Source organism: Streptomyces sp. ATLC9 (assembly GCF_057196705.1).
This window is the reverse complement of the sequence record NZ_JBXUOY010000125.1, coordinates 1-14,529: the sequence shown is the minus strand read 5'-3', so window position 1 is coordinate 14,529 and position 14,529 is coordinate 1. Positions and strand designations below refer to the sequence as shown.

The following is a 14,529-nucleotide window of genomic DNA, read 5'->3' as shown; positions in this document are numbered from 1 at the left end:
CCCCCGCGCAGGCCGCGGAGCACGCCGTGTCGCCGGAGCTCTTCGCGCGCTACGACCCCTGGGCCCCGCCGCCCGCCGCGCACACCGGCCGCACGCCGCCGGGAGCCTCCCCGTCCCGCCGGGGCAGGACGGCCGCCGCTGCCGCCGGAGCCGTCCTGCTGACGCTGGTGGCCGGGACGGTGGGCGGTGGCATCGGCGCCTACGCGCAGCGCCAGGGCGGCATCGGCACCGTCCGGCTCTCCCAGGCCCCGGCGCAGGACACCGGCCGGGCCCCGGACAGCGTGGCCGGGATCGCCGAGCGGACCCTGCCGGGCGTGGTGACCATTCAGGTGCGCGGCGCCGGGGAGCGGGGCACCGGCACCGGATTCGTCCTGGACGGCCGCGGTCACATCCTCACCAACCACCATGTGGTGGAGTCCGCGGGAGCCGGGGCCGGCGTCGGAGTGATCTTCCATGGCGGCGAGACCACCGTCGCCGAGATCGTCGGCACCGACAGCGGCTACGACCTCGCCGTGCTGAGGGTGGAGGGGATCAGCGGCCTCAGCCCGCTGCCGCTGGGCAACTCCGACTCCGTGCGGGTGGGCGACCCGGTCGTGGCGATCGGCGCGCCGTACGGCCTGGCGGGCACGGTCACCACCGGAATCGTCAGCGCCACGCGGCGCCCCGTCACCGCGGGCGGCGGGCGGGAGGGCGGGGGAGGCGGCGGGGGCGGTGACATCAGCTACGTGGAGGCGCTGCAGACCGACGCGCCGATCAACCCCGGGAACTCCGGCGGGCCGCTGATGGACGCCGCCGGCCGGGTGATCGGCGTCAACAGCGCGATCCGCTCCGCGGCCGGCGACCTGCCCCGCACGGGCGCCGGCGGCAGTATCGGCCTGGGTTTCGCCATCCCCGTCAACCAGGCCGGGCGGGTGGCCGAGGAGCTGATCAACACCGGCCGCGCCACCCACCCCGTCATCGGTGTGACCGTCGACATGGGGTATCCCGGAGAGGGGGCACGGGTCGGCCTGCCCGAGGGGCGGAAGGGGACGGCGGTCGTGCCGGGAGGCCCCGCCGACACGGCCGGCGTCGAGGAGGGCGACGTGATCACCGAGGTGGACGGCGTCCGGGTGAGCAGTGGTGAGGAGCTGCTCGTCAGGATCCGTGCCCGGCGCCCCGGCGACCGGCTGGAGCTCACCGTCGAGCGCGGCGGCCACCGGCGCTCGGTGGAGGTGGTCCTCGGATCGGCGGCCGGCCCGTGAGTCCCGTCACGCCGACCGCCGCGACGGCCGTTGTTCGCCCTGCCGCCTCCCACCCCGCCGCCGCGCCGGGTAACGTGACTGTGGCCGCACGGGTCGTGGACGCACATGAGGGAGCTGAACGGTGTTCTTCGACATAGGACCCCTCGAGCTGATCGCTCTCGTCATCCTCGCGATCCTCGTCTTCGGCCCGGAGAAGCTGCCGAAGGTGATCCAGGACACGGCGCGGTTCGTCCGCAAGGTGCGGGAGTTCTCCGACAGCGCCCGGGACGACATCCGCAGGGAGCTGGGGCCGGAGTTCAAGGACTTCGACTTCGAGGACCTCAACCCCAGGAACTTCGCACGCAAGCATCTGCTGGAGAACGAGGACCTGGGGCTGAAGGAGATCCGCAACGGCTTCGACCTGCGCCAGGAGCTCGCCGAGGTCACGGACGCGGTCAACGGCCGGGAGATCGCCCCGGGCGGCTCGTCCGCGCCCTCCCCGGGCGGGTCCGGGATCGACCTGCGCAAGGCCGACCCGGCGTCCGGAGCCGCCCCGCGCAGGACCGGTCCGGCGCCCGGGGCGGACCTTCCGCCCTACGACGCCGACGCCACCTGAGGCCTTCCCCCGGTGAACCAGGAGGGCCACCTCCCGCAGTCCGCAGCCGGTCCTGCCCGGTTCGGCGCGCGGGGGTGGCTATCCTCCCTGTGTCCGGGGTCGGGCCGCCCGAGGGGGGCGGGCCTCCCACGACACGGGGCACACGAGGAGGCGTCGCGCAGATGGAGACGACGGGCCGGGTAGGGCCGAGAGACGTACCCGCGTCCGGGGCGGACGGGGTGATCGACGGCTATCTGACGGCCGGCTTCCCCTGGTACGGCCTCGACGAGGCCTTCACCGGCCCGCGCTGGCTGATGCGGGTGGGGTCCGCCGCGGACGGCACGGTCGAGCACGGCTCGACCGGCCACGGGGACGAGCCCTCCTTCCGGGACGAGCCCGGTCCGGACGGCCGGCGCTTCGCCGTCGTCGTGACGGTCGCCGACCGCCCGGTGCGCAGCAGCCCGGACGGCACGGGGCTCCTGGAGGCCACCTCGGTCTCGTCGGCGGCCTGGCTGGCCGGACTGGGGTTGCTGTCATGCTCATGGCCGATCCGGATGGAGCGCGGACTCAGACAGAGCTGGCTCGACCAGCAGACGGCGACCGCCTGGGAACTGGCGGACGACCTGGACGGCTCCGCGTGGTCGACCCTCTCGCTGCCGGTCGACGGCGTCCCCGCCGACTTCCGCTACCGGGAGTCGGAGTACGGCTGGGTGCTGGCCGGCCCCGCGAACGAGGGCGTGCACATCGGCGCGTACGGACGGGGGATGAGCGCGTACGGGCTGGGCTTCTCGGTGATCAAGGACCTCGGCGAGTACGGGCGCTGAACGCCCGGCCGCCCGTACGCCCGACCGGGCGCGCGGGCGTACGGGGAGAGTGCCGGGGCCTCAGAACTTGTTGCGCGGGGTGATCCCCAGCGACATGCCCGCCAGCCCGCGCTGGCGCCCGCCCAGCTTGCCCGCGACCGAGCGGATCGCGGAGCCCGCGGGGGACTCCGGGTCGGTCAGCACCACCGGCCGGCCCTCGTCGCCGCCCTCGCGCAGCCGCACGTCGATCGGGATGGAGCCGAGCACGGGCACGGTGGTGCCGGTGGTCCGGCTCAGCCCGTCGGCGACGCGCTGGCCGCCGCCGGTGCCGAAGACGTCCACCATCTCGTCGCAGTGCGGGCAGGGCAGCCCGGACATGTTCTCGACCACGCCCACGATCTTCTGGTGGGTCTGCACCGCGATGGACCCGGCGCGCTCGGCCACCTCGGCGGCCGCCTGCTGCGGGGTGGTCACCACCAGGATCTCGGCGTTGGGGACGAGCTGCGCGACCGAGATGGCGATGTCGCCCGTGCCCGGCGGCAGGTCCAGCAGCAGCACGTCCAGGTCGCCCCAGTAGACGTCGGCCAGGAACTGCTGGAGCGCGCGGTGCAGCATCGGACCGCGCCACACCACCGGGGCGTTGCCCGGGGTGAACATGCCGATCGAGATGACCTTCACGCCGTTGGCGGACGGCGGCATGATCATGTTCTCGACCTGGGTGGGGCGGCCGTCGGCGCCCAGCATGCGCGGCACCGAGTGGCCGTAGATGTCGGCGTCCACGACGCCCACCTTCAGGCCGTCGGCCGCCATCGCCGCCGCCAGGTTGACCGTCACCGAGGACTTGCCGACACCGCCCTTGCCGGAGGCGATCGCGTAGACCCGGGTCAGGGAGCCGGGCCTGGCGAACGGGATCTCCCGCTCGGCCTGCCCGCCGCGCAGCGTGGCCGCCAGCTCGCGGCGCTGCTCGTCGCTCATCACGTCCAGGGAGACCGCCACGTCCGTGACGCCCGCCACACCGCGGACCGCGCGGGTCACGTTCTCGGTGATCGTCTCGCGCATCGGGCAGCCGGACACCGTCAGGTAGACCGTGACCGCGACCGAACCGCCGTCGCCGATCTCCACCGACTTCACCATGCCCAGATCGGTGATCGGACGGTGGATCTCGGGGTCGTCGACGGTCGCGAGCGCGGCGCGGACCGCGTCCTCGGTGGGAGCTGGGCTGGATGCCGCGGGCGTGTCAGTAGCCATGCCCCGATGGTACGGCGCACCGGCGTCCGCGCCGAAGGCGGCGGATGAGACGCGAGTCACCGCCCGAAGCCGCCCGCCCGGGGCCGGATCACCGCTCCCGGTCGGGCGGCGGCTCCAGGGCGCCGCGCTGCTCCAGCTCCTTGAGCAGGTCCTGGAGCTCGGAACGGATCCAGTCCCGGGTGGCGACCTCGCCCATGCCCATCCGCAGCGCGGCGATCTCCCTGGTGAGGTACTCGGTGTCGGCCATCGAGCGCTCGGTGCGCTTGCGGTCCTGCTCCAGGTTCACCCGGTCCCGGTCGTCCTGCCGGTTCTGCGCCAGCAGGATCAGCGGGGCCGCGTAGGACGCCTGGAGGGACAGGGCCAGGGTCAGGAAGATGAACGGGTACTCGTCGAAGCGCAGGTCCGGCGGGGCCACGATGTTCCAGATGACCCACACCACGATGGTGAACGTCATCCAGACGATGAACCGCCCGGTCCCCAGGAAGCGGGCGATCCGTTCCGACAGCCGCCCGAACGCCTCCGGGTCGTACTCCGGCAGCGGGCTGCGGCGCGGCACCATCGGCTGGTCCAGCCGGGCGCGGGCCGCGCGCCCGGTGGCCGGCGGAAGACTCCGTTCGCGTTCCCTGCGCGCCATGCGCTCGTCCCGTTCCCTGTCACCCATCGGCGGCGCTCCCCCGGCCGTCCTGTCGGCTCTCCATCGGCTCGTGCACTCCGAACGTCTCCCGGGCGGCGGCCTCCCGCCAGTCGTCGGGCAGCAGGTGGTCCAGCACGTCGTCGACGGTGACGGCGCCCAGCAGCGATCCGCTCTCGTCCACCACCGGCACCGACACGATGTTGTAGGCGGCCAGATAGCTGGTCAGCGTGGGCAGCGGGGTGTCCGGCGGCAGCGGCCGCAGATCGGTGTCCACGACCGAGCCGACCAGGGTGCCTGGCGGCTCGCGCAGCAGCCGCTGGAAGTGCACCAGCCCCAGGTACTTGCCCGTCGGCGTCTCCTCCGGCGGCCGGCACACGTACACCTGGGCGGCCAGCGGCGCCGAGAGGTCCTGCACCCGCACCCGGGCCAGCGCGTCGGCGACCGTGGCGTCGGGCCGCAGCACGATCGGCTCGGTGGTCATCATGCCGCCCGCGGTGCGCTCCTCGTACGTCAGCAACCGCCGCACCGGGGCCGCGTCCTGCGGCTCCATCAGCTCCAGCAGCCGGTTCATGTCGCCCTCCGGCAGCTCGGACAGCAGGTCGGCGGCGTCGTCGGGGTCCATCGCCTCCAGCACGTCCGCGGCGCGCTCCTCCTTGAGCTTGCCGAGGATCTCCACCTGGTCGTCCTCGGGCAGCTCCTCCAGCACGTCCGCCAGCCGGTCGTCGTCCAGCGCGGCGGCGACCTCCGCCCGGCGCTTGGGCGACAGGTGGTGCAGGACGTTGGCGAGGTCGGCCGGGCGCAGCTGCTCGAAGGTGGCCAGCAGGTTGGCCGCGCCCTGGCCCTCCTCCTCCAGCGACAGGCCGGTCACCGCCGACCACTCCACGGTCAGCGTCTCGCCCGAACGCCGCCGGCGCAGCCCGCCGCCGCCGCGGCGCACGAAGACCTTGTCGATCAGCCAGTCGCGGCGTCCGGGCACCTGGGTGAGCCCGACGTCGAGCACGGTGACCTTCTCGCCCGTCTCGACCAGCGTCACCTGGCGGTCCAGCAGCTCGCCCAGGACCAGCGTCTCGGTGGGCCGCTGCTCGAAGCGCCGCATGTTGAGCACGCCGGTGGTGATCACCTGGCCCGACGCGACACCGGTCACCCGGGTCATGGGGAGGAAGACGCGCCTGCGGCTGACCACCTCGACGACCAGTCCGGGCACGCGCGGCGGGCGTCCGCCCACGCGCAGCATCGCCACCACGTCCCGCACCCGGCCGACCTGGTCCCCGACGGGGTCGAAGACGGCCACGCCGGAGAGGTGCGAGACGAAGACCCGCTGGGCGCCCGGCACCATGGTCCATCCTCCGCTTCCCACTCGTGTCCGCCGCGCGTGGCGGCCGGTTCCCCGTCCGCCGTGCGCGGCGCGCCTGCCGTGTGTACCCGTGTACCCGTGTGCGGCCGAGTGTCCGCACGCGGGAGGCGACCCGAATGCGGTTTTCAGGCTAACGCGTGCCCTCGCGCACTCCGCGGCGGCACCGGCCGTACGGCCGCCCGCGGCCCGCTCCGGAGGACGCCCCCGGTAGGGTGCCGTCGTCCTGCCCCGGCATCAGGAGGAAGAGCTGACGTGACTGCGTGGGTCCACGGTGTTCGCGCCCGGAGTACGGCCGTGTCGGCGGGAGCGGTCTGCGCGGTCCTGCTGACCCTGCTCACGGGGTGCGGTTCGAAGGACCCGAACGAGGGGACCAACGGAGTCGGCAGACTCCCGGCCGCCGAGATCGAGAAGAGGGCGGGCGAGGCCGCCGGGGCCGCACGGTCCGTACGGCTGTCGGGCAGCGTGGTCAGCAAGGGCCGCACCTACCGCCTGGACATGCGGCTGAAGGACGACGGGGGCCTGGGCGAGGTCTCGGCCAGGGGCGGCCCCCGCTTCGAACTGCTGCGGGTCGGCGAGGACCTCTACCTCAAGGCGAACGCCGACTTCTGGGCGGACCAGGACAAGGACGGCGGGAAACCGGACGAGGCCGACCTCGCGGCGGCCCGCAAACTGGAGGACAAGTACGTCAAGGTGCCCCCCGGCGACCCCGCCTACAAGCAGCTCAGCGGATTCACGGACAAGAACGTGCTGCTCGACGGGCTGCTCACCCTGAACGGCGAGCGCAGGACCGGGGACCACGGCGAGGTCGACGGAGTGCGGACGGTCGAGGTGCGGGCCGCCGAGGGCGACGGCGGGATACTCAGCGTCTCGCTGGCCGGCACGCCCTACCCGCTGCGGCTGGAGCGCGGCGGGGACGCCGGCGTGGTCCAGATGCTGGAGTGGGACAAGGAGTTCACGCTGCGCGCCCCGGAGAAGGACCAGATCGTCGACTACGGCAAGAGGATCTCGGCGGCCGAGTGACGTCCCCGGGCCTCCTGCCCGGCTCCCTCCCCGGCGTTCCCCCCTTCGGCCGCCCTACCGTTTCCCTCCGCCCGGCCGGCCGCGGCGCAGCAGCCTCGGCAGCCCGGCCGGGACCGGGCCGCGCGTGGTCGCCGGCGTCGGCGGCGGGACGGCGGCCCGCAGGTCCTCCGCCATCGAACCGGGGCCTTCCAGAAGCGCTCCGGCCGGCTCCAGGCGCAGCACACGGCACTCGCGGGCCCAGCGCCCGGCGATCGTCGTGGCATCCGGTGCGTTGAGCCGCTTGCCCGCCAGCTCGGCGGCCGCCTCACGCCACCGCCCGCCACCCGGCGGCAGCTCCACCACCCGGGCCGGCCAGACGGCCAGCAGCCCGCCCTTGTCCTTGCTGCGCACCGAGACCGTGGCGGTGGCGCCGTCGGCGAGCCCCAGGGGCTCCAGCGGCTGCTCAGCGGGGCCGTCGCCCACCAGGTGCACGGCACCGTCGTGCCAGACGTGCCACAGCGCGCGTCGCGGCCCCAGGGGGCCGCGTACCCACACCAGCGCGGACTTCTTCGCCGACTCCTCGATCAGCGCCCGGTCGGACGCGGACAGGGTCCCCCGGGACGCCCGGGAGTCGGCGGGAACGGACGGATCGGCCATGGGGCGACCCTACCGCCGGGCCTCCGGCCGTGCCCCGCCGGAAGCCCGGCCGCTGGTCCGCGGGCCGGATGGTCAGTACCGCGGCGCCGCCACGCGCCTTACTCTGGTGGCCGGCGGCGCGGCTCACCGACGCCCCGGCCCGTTCACGGACCCGGGTCCCGAGGACCCCGGTCCGGATCCCAGCAGCCCAGGAGAGGAGCCCCGTGCGCGCCGTCAGGACCCGTACCGCCGCGCCCCGACAGGCAGCCGGAGCCGTGGCGGGACATCCGGGCACCGGCCCGGACCTGTTCCTGCTGGCGGTCGCCGTGTCCGGCATCTCCCTGTCCGCGCCCCTGATCGCGGCCACCGCCGCCCCGGCCCTGGCCATCGCCTTCTGGCGCAACGCCATGGCGGTCGGCGCCCTCACCCCGCTGGTCCTCGTCCGCCACCGGGCCGGACTGCGCGCCATGGGGCGCCGCAACGTGCTGCTGGCCGCCGCCGCCGGGGCGCTGCTCGCGCTGCACTTCGCGCTCTGGCTGCCCAGCCTCCACATGACCTCGGTCGCCTCCTCGACCGCGCTGGTCACCACCACCCCGATCTGGACCACCCTGCTGCTGCGGCTGCGGGGCCGGAACTCGCCCGCCCTGGTCTGGGCGGGCACGGCGGTCGCCTTCGCCGGGGTGGTGATCCTCACGGGGGTCGACCTGTCGCTCTCCCCGCGGGCACTGGCGGGTGACGCCCTGGCTCTGGGCGGCGGCATGGCGGCGGCCGGGTACGTCCTGCTGGGGGCGGAGGTGCGCCGCACGGTCTCCACGACCGCGTACACCTACGTCTGCTACACCACCACCTCCGTGCTGCTGCTGGCCGCCTGCCTGGTCTTCGGCGCCGACCTCGGCGGCTACAGCGGCGAGACCTGGATCAAGCTCGCCGTCCTCACCGCCACCGCGCAGCTGCTGGGCCACTCGCTGCTCAACCGGGTGGTGCGCGGGCTCGGACCGTCGGTCACCTCCACCGCGATCCTGCTGGAGACTCCGGGTGCGGCGCTGATCGCGGCGCTCTGGCTGGGCCAGAACCCGCCGGCGGCCGTCTACGGGGCGCTGGCGGTGATCCTGCTCGGCATGGTCCTGGTCGTCCGGGGCAACGCCGGGCCCGCGCGCGGTGCGCGGTCCTGACGCCCTGTCCGGTGCCGTGCCCGCCCTCCCGTCCCCGGGCCTCCCGCGCCCGGCGGGCCCTACAGCCAGCCGTTGCGCCTGAAGCCCCGGTGGATGGTGTAGCAGATCCCGACGATCACGGTCATGACGGCCGGATAGCCGTAGCGCCACTGGAGTTCCGGCATGTACTCGAAGTTCATGCCGTAGACCCCGGCGATCATCGTCGGGACGGCGAAGATCGCCGCCCAGGAGGTGATCTTCCGCATGTCCTCGTTCTGCGCGACCGTGGCCTGGGCCAGGTTCGCCTGAAGGATGGAGTTGAGCAGGTCGTCGAAGGAGAGCACCTGCTCGTTGACCCGGGTCAGGTGGTCCGCCACGTCGCGGAAGTACTTCTGGATGTCGGGGTCGACCAGCCGCATGGGCCGCTCGCTCAGCAGCTGCATCGGCCGCAGCAGCGGCGAGACCGCCCGCTTGAACTCCAGCACCTCGCGCTTGAGCTGGTAGATCCGCCCCGCGTCACGGCCCCGGCGGCCCTTGCCGGCGCTCTCGGAGAAGACCTGGATCTCCACCTCGTCGATGTCGTCCTGCACCGCGTCGGCGACCGCCAGGTAGCCGTCCACCACCTGGTCGGCGATGGCGTGCAGCACGGCCGAGGGACCCTTGGCCAGCAGTCCGGGGTCGTCCTCCAGCCGGTGGCGCAGGGTGCGCAGCGAGCCCTGGCCGCCGTGCCGGACGGTGATGATGTGGTCCCGGCCGGTGAAGCACATCACCTCGCCGGTCTCCACCACCTCGCTGGAGTCGGTGAGTTCGGCGTGCTCGACATAGTGGACCGTCTTGAAGACGGTGAACAGGGAGTCGTCGTACCGCTCCAGTTTCGGCCGCTGGTGCGCGTGCACCGCGTCCTCCACGGCGAGCGGGTGCAGGCCGAACTCGCGGGCGATGCCGGAGAACTCCCGCTCGGTGGGCTCGTGCAGGCCGATCCACACGAACGCCCCGCCGCCGGGACCGTCCTGCGGCTCCTGCCGTCCCTGCGGTTCGCGGGAACGCAGCGAGCGCAGGGCCTCGGCCGGAGTCATGTGCCGCGACTCGCGGCGGCCGTTCCGGTAGACGGCGCAGTCCACCACCGCGCTGGTCGCGGTGGTGTCGACGCCGGGGCCGTCGTGGGCGTAGGGGTAGGGGGATCGGCCGCCCCGGCGCAGGGCGGGGCGGACCGCGGCGCGCAGGTCACGGATCATCGACATGCTGGGCTCCTTCGCGTGCCGAGCCGCCGGCGAACGGGCGCAGCGCTGCCCGGAATGGGGGCCTACGGGGCCGTCGGGGGAAGACCCACGGGCCGGAGGTCTGCAAAGCGGGCACCACGCGGGACCGTACGCACGGGCGGCATTCGCTGAGAACGTCGGTCGAGCAGGGAACTCACGCGCTCTTCCGCGAAGCCGGTCAGCAGGAGAAAAATGGGGACTTCCGTGGTTTCACCGCTCGGCGGTGGGGGAGGAAGGCCCTCAGGCACGGGGACGCGGCTGCCGTACGGAAGAGCGGCTGGTACTGCACGGTCGACTCGGATCCATCGCAGCCCCACCTCCTCCGGCCGGTCCCCGCTGGGGGAATTCCGTGTACACGCCTTGACCAGCAGTCAACGGTAGCACTCGCGGACGCCCCTCCGTCCCGCTCCGGGGCCGGCGCCTGCCCTCTTTGCCTGATCAATACACGATCTATGCTCGCCGTATGGCACAGGTTCTGGAACTGGTCGAGGCCCGGCTGCGCAGCGCACTGGGAGAGCCCGACGCGCGGGCGGCGGTGACCTTCCTGGGTGCCGACCGGATCGAGGTGCTGCGCTTCCCGGACGCCGAGGAGGGCCCCGGCGGGAACGGCCTGGCGCGCTACGCCACCCTGGGGATGTCCGCCGCCCCCATGGCCGACCCCTCCGACATGCTCGCCGATCCCGAACGGGGGCCGCGCGCGGAGCTGGTGCTGACGGTGCGCGCCGGGGCGGCCGACACCGACAAGGTACTGCGCCCGCTCGCCGTGCTCGCCGCCTCCCCCCAGGTCGAGGGGGTGGTCGTGGCCCCCGGCGCCTCGCTGGACGTGGGCGAGCCGCTGTGGCCGGGCGCCCCCTTCACCTCCGTACTGGTCGCCGAGCCCGGAGGCCTGGTGGAGGATCTGGAACTGGATCCGCCGATGGAGCCGGTGCGCTTCCTCCCCCTGCTGCCGATGACGCCCAACGAGGCGGCCTGGAAGCGGGTGCACGGTGCGGCCGAACTCCAGGAGCGCTGGCTGGCCCGCGGCACCGACCTGCGCGACCCGCGCCGGGCGTCGGTGTCCCTGACGGACTGAACCTCCGGCCGGCCGCCGCCGGGCGCGCCCCGGGCGGTCCGTACGAGTGATCGTCCTTGACGCACGGCTCTCCTGGGAGGACCGTGGGGCCCATGAGGGGCGAACCCAGTTGCCCGAAGTGCGGCGGCCGCGTCAGGGCGCCCGGTCTCTTCGCCGACTCCTGGCAGTGCGATGTGCACGGCACGGTCCATCCGCTGCAGCCGGTCCTCCCGCCGAGCGTCGAGGCGCTCGGCGTGGTACTCCACAGAGCCCAGGTGCCGGTGTGGATGCCCTGGCCGCTGCCGATCGGCTGGCTGTTCACCGGGATCGCCTACGCGGGTGACGACCGCAGCGGCGGCCGGGCCACCGCGGTGGCCTGCTCCGGTCCCGGCCCGCTCGGCGGTCCCGGCGAACTGCTGCTGGTGGCCGAGGAACTGGGCATCGGACTGGGAGCCCGCTACGCCGGAGTGCCCGGGCCCGACCCCGGCCCGCTGATCGACGTGGACCGCCCCCCGCACGCGAAGGTCCTGGCGGCCGGACGGCCCACCCCGCTGTGGCTGGTGGACGGGGCGCCCGAGGACCGCGCGGTGTTCGCGGGAGAGGCGCGCGGCCTGTGGCTGTGGGCGATCGTCTGGCCCGAGCAGTCCGGGATGCTGATGTACGACGAGCTGGTGCTCACGGATCTGCGGGAGGCGGGGGCCGAGGTGGAACTGGTGCCGTACGGGGCGCTCTCCCCCCAGCTGCTCGCCCGCCCCGGGGCCTGACCGGCGGCCGGGCGCGGGACGGAGCGGGCGGGCGTCTGTTCTACTCTGGAGTGTCCGCCTCAGCCGTCCGCCGTGGGAGTTACGTACCGTGCGCATAGACCTGCACACCCACTCCACCGCCTCGGACGGCACCGACACCCCCGCCGAGCTGGTGCGGAACGCCGCCGCGGCCGGACTGGACGTGGTGGCGCTGACCGACCACGACACGGTCGCCGGATACGGCGAGGCGATCGCCGCCCTCCCCGCGGGCCTCACCCTCGTCCCCGGCGCGGAGCTCTCCTGCCGCCTGGACGGTGTGAGCCTGCACATGCTGGCCTATCTGTTCGACCCGGACGAGCCCGAGCTGGCACGCGAGCGCGAACTCGTCCGCGACGACCGGGTGCCGCGCGCCAGGGGCATGGTCGCCAGGCTCCGGGAGCTGGGCGTGCCGATCACCTGGGAGCGGGTCGCCGGGATCGCCGGGGACGGCTCGGTAGGCCGCCCCCACATAGCGAGCGCGATGGTGGAGCTGGGCGTCGTCGAGACCGTCTCCGACGCCTTCACCGCCGAGTGGATCGCGGACGACGGCCGCGCCTACGTCGGCAAGCACGAACTGGACCCCTTCGAGGCCGTCCGGCTGATCAAGGGCGCCGGCGGAGTCGCGGTCTTCGCGCACCCCCTGGCCGTCAAGCGCGGACGGTGCGTGCCGGAGAGCGCCATCGCGGAACTGGCCGCCGCCGGGCTCGACGGCATCGAGGCCGACCACATGGACCACGACACCGCGACCCGCGAGCGGCTGCGGGGCATGGCCCGCGACCTCGGCCTGCTGGCCACCGGCTCCAGCGACTACCACGGCAGCCGCAAGACCTGCCGGCTCGGGGAGTACACCACCGCCCCGGACGTCTACGCCGAGATCGCCGCCCGCGGGTCAGGCGCGGCACCCGTCTCCGCCTGACCCGCCCCCGGATCACCACCGCGCGTACCGCGCACATCACGCAAGGCAGCACCGTGTTCGACGTCGCCCTCTTCGGATCCGTCTTTGTCACGCTTTTCGTGATCATGGACCCGCCCGGCATCACCCCCGTCTTCCTCGCCCTCTCCTCCGGACGCCCGGTCAAGGTCCAGCGCGGGATGGCGCTGCAGGCCACCGCCGTCGCCTTCGGGGTGATCGCCGTCTTCGGCCTGCTGGGGCAGCAGATCCTGGACTATCTGCACGTCTCGATCCCCGCGCTGATGGTGGCGGGTGGCCTCCTGCTGCTGCTGGTGGCCCTGGACCTGCTCACCGGCAGGGCGGAGGAGCCCACGCAGACCAAGGACGTCAACGCCGCGCTGGTGCCGCTGGGCATGCCCCTGCTGGCCGGGCCCGGCGCGATCGTCTCCGTCATCCTGGCCGTGCAGCGGGCGGACGGGCCGGCCGACCACGCCGCGGTGTGGACGGCCATCGCCGTGCTGCACATCGTGCTGTGGCTGGTGATGCGGTACTCGCTGCTGATCATCCGCGTCATCAAGGACGGCGGCGTGGTCTTGGTGACCCGGCTGTCGGGCATGCTGCTGTCGGCGATCGCGGTCCAGCAGATCGCGAACGGAGTCACCCGGTTCATCCAGGGCGGCGGTTAGACGGAACCGGCTCCGGTCCCGTCCCCGTTTCCCGCACCGCCCGCGCAGTCGTGCCAGAAGGAGGCCAGTGCCCCGGCCGTCTCCCCGGGGCGCTCGGCCCCCGGCGAGTGCTCGGCGCCTGCCACCACCGTGCGCCGGGCGTCCAGCCGCCGCGCCATCTGGTCCATCAGCGGAACCGGCCAGGCGTAGTCCACCTCCCCCGACAGCACGTGCTTGGGCAGCGGCACCGCCGCCAGGGCCCCGACCCGGTCCGGCTCGGTCAGCAACTGGCGGCCGGTGGCGACGAGCTGCTCGGGGACGGTGGCCAGCCAGCGGCGGTGCAGGAACTCGGCCACGGCCGCGCCGGTGGCCTCGTCCGCGGCCTCCGGCGGGTCCAGATCGCGCATCGCCCGCCACACCGACTCCATGTCCAGCACCGCCAGCGCCTCGATCAGCATCCGGGTGCGCTCCTGCTGGAGGTGCGCGATGGCGGCGGGACCGGAGCTCATGATCGTCAGGGAGCGGAAGGGCGCCGCGTCCCGCAGCACGGCGGCGCGGGCGATCAGCCCGCCCAGGGAGTGCCCCAGCAGATGGACGCCCCCGGCGCCCCCGCCGAGCGCCTCCGCCTGGGCCAGCAGATCCAGGGCCAGCTCGCCCTGGGCGTACGCGCCGAGCTCGCGCGGTCCCCCGGACTCGTACTGTCCCCGCCCGTCCACGGCCACCGCACGGAAGCCCGCGCGGGCCAGCGGGGCGAGCAGGGCGATGAAGTCCTCCTTGCTGCCGGTGAACCCGGGCACCAGCAGAGCCGTGCCGGCACGCGGCTCGCCCGCGTCGTGCACGGCGAACTCGCCGCGCGAGGTCTTCAGACGGTACGCCCGGGCGCCGGGCGGCAGAGTCAGGGTCGGCGGCTTGCTCATGGAGGCGAGGCTAGCGCCCGTGCCCGTGACGATGCCCGCCACCGAAGCGGGTGCGGCGGTGGCGGGCATCGTCATGGGCACGGATACGCGGCGGCCGTGCCGTCAGCTCTCCGCGGTGGCCTCCGGGGCCGCCGAGCGCGCGCCGGCTCCGCCGCGGGTGCGGCGACGGCGGCGCGGCCTGGGGGCCTCGCCGGAGGCGTCCGCGGGCGATCCGGAGTCCGCCGTCCCACCCGCCGGGCCCGTCGGCTCGGGGGCCGCTTCGGCGCCGGGGTGCTCCAGGGTCTGACCGCCGCGGGTACGGCGGCGACGGCGCGGGGTACGGG

15 protein-coding genes and 1 pseudogene are annotated in these 14,529 nt (G+C 74.1%); 9 read left to right on the top strand and 7 right to left on the bottom strand.

What is annotated here, in order from left to right; translation table 11 throughout:
• The 3 genes from AC2CJA_RS14775 to AC2CJA_RS14765 all read left to right on the top strand — a co-directional run.
• Positions 1-1,241 (top strand): S1C family serine protease (locus tag AC2CJA_RS14775; RefSeq protein ID WP_484603159.1); only part of this gene is annotated, 1,241 nt, incomplete at its 5' end.
• 121 nt (positions 1,242-1,362) lie between these two features.
• Positions 1,363-1,836 carry a sec-independent translocase gene (locus AC2CJA_RS14770; RefSeq protein WP_484603158.1) on the top strand — a complete coding sequence of 158 codons (474 nt, stop codon included), beginning with the start codon at positions 1,363-1,365 and terminating at the stop codon, positions 1,834-1,836.
• 161 nt (positions 1,837-1,997) lie between these two features.
• A complete protein-coding gene (locus tag AC2CJA_RS14765; protein ID WP_484603157.1) occupies positions 1,998-2,639 on the top strand; it encodes a hypothetical protein in 642 nt (213 codons plus the stop codon).
• Positions 2,640-2,699: 60 nt separating this feature from the next.
• Here the strand turns inward: AC2CJA_RS14765 and AC2CJA_RS14760 are convergent, their stop codons facing one another.
• From AC2CJA_RS14760 to AC2CJA_RS14750, 3 genes are all read right to left on the bottom strand, one after another.
• Positions 2,700-3,866, bottom strand: coding sequence for an Mrp/NBP35 family ATP-binding protein (locus tag AC2CJA_RS14760; protein ID WP_484603156.1), 1,167 nt, complete (start codon positions 3,864-3,866; stop codon positions 2,700-2,702).
• A gap of 88 nt (positions 3,867-3,954) precedes the next feature.
• Positions 3,955-4,527: a DUF1003 domain-containing protein gene (locus tag AC2CJA_RS14755; RefSeq protein ID WP_374228502.1), complete on the bottom strand. Its 573-nt coding sequence runs from the start codon at positions 4,525-4,527 to the stop codon at positions 3,955-3,957.
• Positions 4,520-5,836, bottom strand: coding sequence for a magnesium transporter MgtE N-terminal domain-containing protein (locus AC2CJA_RS14750; RefSeq protein WP_484603155.1), 1,317 nt, complete (start codon positions 5,834-5,836; stop codon positions 4,520-4,522). Before AC2CJA_RS14750 ends, AC2CJA_RS14755 begins: the two co-directional genes overlap by 8 nt.
• A gap of 270 nt (positions 5,837-6,106) precedes the next feature.
• On the opposite strand from AC2CJA_RS14750, the gene AC2CJA_RS14745 reads away from it, so the two are divergent.
• Positions 6,107-6,874: a hypothetical protein gene (locus AC2CJA_RS14745; RefSeq protein WP_484603154.1), complete on the top strand. Its 768-nt coding sequence runs from the start codon at positions 6,107-6,109 to the stop codon at positions 6,872-6,874.
• A 54-nt stretch (positions 6,875-6,928) separates the two neighbouring features.
• Here AC2CJA_RS14745 and AC2CJA_RS14740 read toward each other — a convergent pair whose 3' ends face one another.
• A complete protein-coding gene (locus AC2CJA_RS14740) occupies positions 6,929-7,510 on the bottom strand; it encodes a hypothetical protein (RefSeq protein ID WP_484603153.1) in 582 nt (193 codons plus the stop codon).
• Positions 7,511-7,713: 203 nt separating this feature from the next.
• Between AC2CJA_RS14740 and AC2CJA_RS14735 the strand changes: the two genes are divergently transcribed.
• The gene (locus AC2CJA_RS14735; RefSeq protein WP_484603152.1) at positions 7,714-8,661 is read left to right on the top strand and encodes a DMT family transporter; all 948 of its coding nucleotides are present in this window, start codon (positions 7,714-7,716) and stop codon (positions 8,659-8,661) included.
• A 59-nt stretch (positions 8,662-8,720) separates the two neighbouring features.
• On the opposite strand, the gene AC2CJA_RS14730 is transcribed toward AC2CJA_RS14735, so the two are convergent.
• On the bottom strand, positions 8,721-9,881 hold the full coding sequence (locus AC2CJA_RS14730; RefSeq protein ID WP_484603151.1) for a magnesium and cobalt transport protein CorA: 1,161 nt from the start codon (positions 9,879-9,881) through the stop codon (positions 8,721-8,723).
• Between the two features lie 481 nt (positions 9,882-10,362).
• Between AC2CJA_RS14730 and AC2CJA_RS14725 the strand changes: the two genes are divergently transcribed.
• The 4 genes from AC2CJA_RS14725 (at position 10,363) to AC2CJA_RS14710 (ending at position 13,310) form a co-directional block, all read left to right on the top strand.
• Entirely contained in the window at positions 10,363-10,971 is a 609-nt protein-coding gene (locus AC2CJA_RS14725) for a suppressor of fused domain protein (protein ID WP_484603150.1), read from the top strand.
• Between the two features lie 92 nt (positions 10,972-11,063).
• A complete protein-coding gene (locus tag AC2CJA_RS14720) occupies positions 11,064-11,714 on the top strand; it encodes a DUF6758 family protein (RefSeq protein ID WP_241717878.1) in 651 nt (216 codons plus the stop codon).
• Positions 11,715-11,802: 88 nt separating this feature from the next.
• Complete coding sequence (locus AC2CJA_RS14715) at positions 11,803-12,648, top strand: PHP domain-containing protein (protein WP_484603149.1); 846 nt, start codon at positions 11,803-11,805, stop codon at positions 12,646-12,648.
• Between the two features lie 53 nt (positions 12,649-12,701).
• A complete protein-coding gene (locus AC2CJA_RS14710; protein WP_484603148.1) occupies positions 12,702-13,310 on the top strand; it encodes a MarC family protein in 609 nt (202 codons plus the stop codon).
• Here AC2CJA_RS14710 and AC2CJA_RS14705 read toward each other — a convergent pair.
• Positions 13,307-14,206, bottom strand: a complete 900-nt coding sequence (locus AC2CJA_RS14705) for an alpha/beta fold hydrolase (RefSeq protein WP_484603147.1) — start codon at positions 14,204-14,206, stop codon at positions 13,307-13,309. The two genes, AC2CJA_RS14710 and AC2CJA_RS14705, sit on opposite strands and share 4 nt — an antisense overlap.
• Before the next feature lie 102 nt (positions 14,207-14,308).
• Positions 14,309-14,529 (bottom strand): annotated as a pseudogene (locus tag AC2CJA_RS14700) (DEAD/DEAH box helicase); the annotation flags it as partial.

Excerpts from the sequence above, each read along its gene's own strand:
- AC2CJA_RS14765 (WP_484603157.1), top strand. The coding sequence starts at position 1,998 with ATGGAGACGACGGGCCGGGTAGGGCCGAGAGACGTACCCGCGTCCGGG.
- AC2CJA_RS14760 (WP_484603156.1), bottom strand. The coding sequence starts at position 3,866 with ATGGCTACTGACACGCCCGCGGCATCCAGCCCAGCTCCCACCGAGGAC.
- AC2CJA_RS14755 (WP_374228502.1), bottom strand. The coding sequence starts at position 4,527 with ATGGGTGACAGGGAACGGGACGAGCGCATGGCGCGCAGGGAACGCGAA.
- AC2CJA_RS14750 (WP_484603155.1), bottom strand. The coding sequence starts at position 5,836 with ATGGTGCCGGGCGCCCAGCGGGTCTTCGTCTCGCACCTCTCCGGCGTG.
- AC2CJA_RS14740 (WP_484603153.1), bottom strand. The coding sequence starts at position 7,510 with ATGGCCGATCCGTCCGTTCCCGCCGACTCCCGGGCGTCCCGGGGGACC.
- AC2CJA_RS14730 (WP_484603151.1), bottom strand. The coding sequence starts at position 9,881 with ATGTCGATGATCCGTGACCTGCGCGCCGCGGTCCGCCCCGCCCTGCGC.
- AC2CJA_RS14725 (WP_484603150.1), top strand. The coding sequence starts at position 10,363 with ATGGCACAGGTTCTGGAACTGGTCGAGGCCCGGCTGCGCAGCGCACTG.
- AC2CJA_RS14720 (WP_241717878.1), top strand. The coding sequence starts at position 11,064 with ATGAGGGGCGAACCCAGTTGCCCGAAGTGCGGCGGCCGCGTCAGGGCG.
- AC2CJA_RS14705 (WP_484603147.1), bottom strand. The coding sequence starts at position 14,206 with ATGAGCAAGCCGCCGACCCTGACTCTGCCGCCCGGCGCCCGGGCGTAC.